The 1,693-nt window shown below is 35.6% G+C and carries 2 protein-coding genes and 1 pseudogene; all 3 read left to right on the top strand.

Annotation, left to right across the window (positions count from 1 at the left end; all coding sequences use genetic code 11):
* Positions 1 to 340: 340 nt before the first annotated feature.
* Positions 341 to 649 (top strand): hypothetical protein, encoded by a 309-nt coding sequence (locus AC22ZQ_RS14555; protein WP_318959475.1) that lies wholly within the window; start codon positions 341 to 343, stop codon positions 647 to 649.
* Positions 650 to 768: 119 nt separating this feature from the next.
* Positions 769 to 1,398 carry a helix-turn-helix transcriptional regulator gene (locus tag AC22ZQ_RS14560; RefSeq protein WP_318959476.1) on the top strand — a complete coding sequence of 210 codons (630 nt, stop codon included), beginning with the start codon at positions 769 to 771 and terminating at the stop codon, positions 1,396 to 1,398.
* 59 nt (positions 1,399 to 1,457) lie between these two features.
* Positions 1,458 to 1,693: pseudogene (locus AC22ZQ_RS14565) on the top strand (hypothetical protein); the annotation flags it as partial.

Below are 1,693 nucleotides of genomic sequence, written 5' to 3' on the forward strand. Positions count from 1 at the left end.
AGAAAATACGCCTCTATGGCTGGATCCCCAAGAAAATTGGGGACCAAGAGTATCAATTTCTTCGGGGTTTTTGTTTTTTTACTTTCCTTCTGTTTTACATATTCTCACCACGCTCCTTACCTGTTTTTCAATTTCATCAATTTTCCGTATCTTTTCTTGTATGTCTAAGAGGATATTAATTATATGCTTTTTAACGAGCCTTTTTTGTTGTACTTATAGCTTTGGACAACAATTGATTCGGCCAAATTCAATCTATATTGAAGGTAAATCTGGAAACGGAACGGTAGGGGTTGGATTTTTTTCTGTGAACTATGACAGACGCATTTCCAAAAAAAATATCATGCTCTTGCGCCTTGGTTTTAGTCGTGACTTTAATAGCAGCGTTTACGGGGTTCCTACTGCCCTTTCATGGATTACTTCTCCACTAGGCAAACACCATTTTGAAGGTGGATTTGGTTGCACCCATCGTATAGAGTTCTACGACGGAAATACTTCTTACGATCCTTTTTCAATGTTAACACTCCAATACAGATACACTGGCAAAAGAGGATTATTGTTTCGAACCGGAATTAATTATTACGGGTATAGTTGGTACATCTATTATCCGGTAAATCTACACCTTACATTTTCTTTGGGGTACTCCTTCTAAACCATACTGGGAAATTTCAACCAACATCTTATGCTTACAGAAAATACCCAAAATGTGGTATTGAATTAAACTTGCTTTATCCACACCTTTGCTCTTTAGAAACATTCTAAACAAAAGCAATGAAAATAGGATTTATCGGTACGAACGAGGTAATGGAAATAGGACTCATAAAATTATTTGAGTCACGTACGGATAATACCTTTGTAATCAACCTAAATATTGTAAAAGAAAATCATCCAGAAATAGATGTACTCTTTATTGATTACGGATCGGACAAGCAATTTGCCAATGAAAAACTAGCCAAACTTAAACGTATCTACCCTACTACTCCGGTAATGTTGTATGCTTCAGAACACAATCTTAAAACCGTTAAACAATTACTTTCCTTGGGTGTTCATAGTGTTATGACCTATGAGTGTGAGTTTGATGAAATCTTTGAGTCTTTAGCCTCCATTATTAAGGGAGGAAAAGCGTATTGTAATAAGGTACTCGAGTTACTCATAGAGGATACAAACAACGAACGCTCCTTAAATTGTCTACCCGTACAATTGAGTAAGAGAGAGATAGAGGTATTGCAATTAGTAGTAAATGGTTACAGCAGTAAACAAATTGCCGAAAAATTGTTTTTAAGCCATCACACGGTAAATACACACCGTAAAAATATTTTGAAAAAAGTGGGGGTGAAAAATATTTCAGAATTAGTTCTATTTGCTCAAAACACAGGTTTAATCGAATACCAGAATACCTAAAATAAGGGATTGACTTCATACTGAATTAACATGAAATTTGTACAAAATTAAAACGCATAATGAAAAAGCTCATCATAGTAACAGTAACAGCCTTTATTGGACTTACAGCTTGCAATAAACAACAAGAAGCTTCTTTAGAATCTGAATATCAAAAAACTGTTGCAGAAATTGCATACGCCAACTATAACGATGCTTATTTGACGGCGCTTTCTTTAAGAGAAGCAATCCAGTCGTTTATAGACACTCCGTCTGCGTCAAGTCTAGACAATGCGAAAGTTGGGTGGATAGAAGCTAG

Source organism: Lishizhenia sp. (assembly GCF_057456495.1).

What these genes read in the sequence shown, in the direction of transcription:
- AC22ZQ_RS14560 (WP_318959476.1), top strand. Translation starts at nt 769, where the DNA reads ATGAAAATAGGATTTATCGGTACGAACGAGGTAATGGAAATAGGACTC.
- AC22ZQ_RS14555 (WP_318959475.1), top strand. Translation starts at nt 341, where the DNA reads ATGCTCTTGCGCCTTGGTTTTAGTCGTGACTTTAATAGCAGCGTTTAC.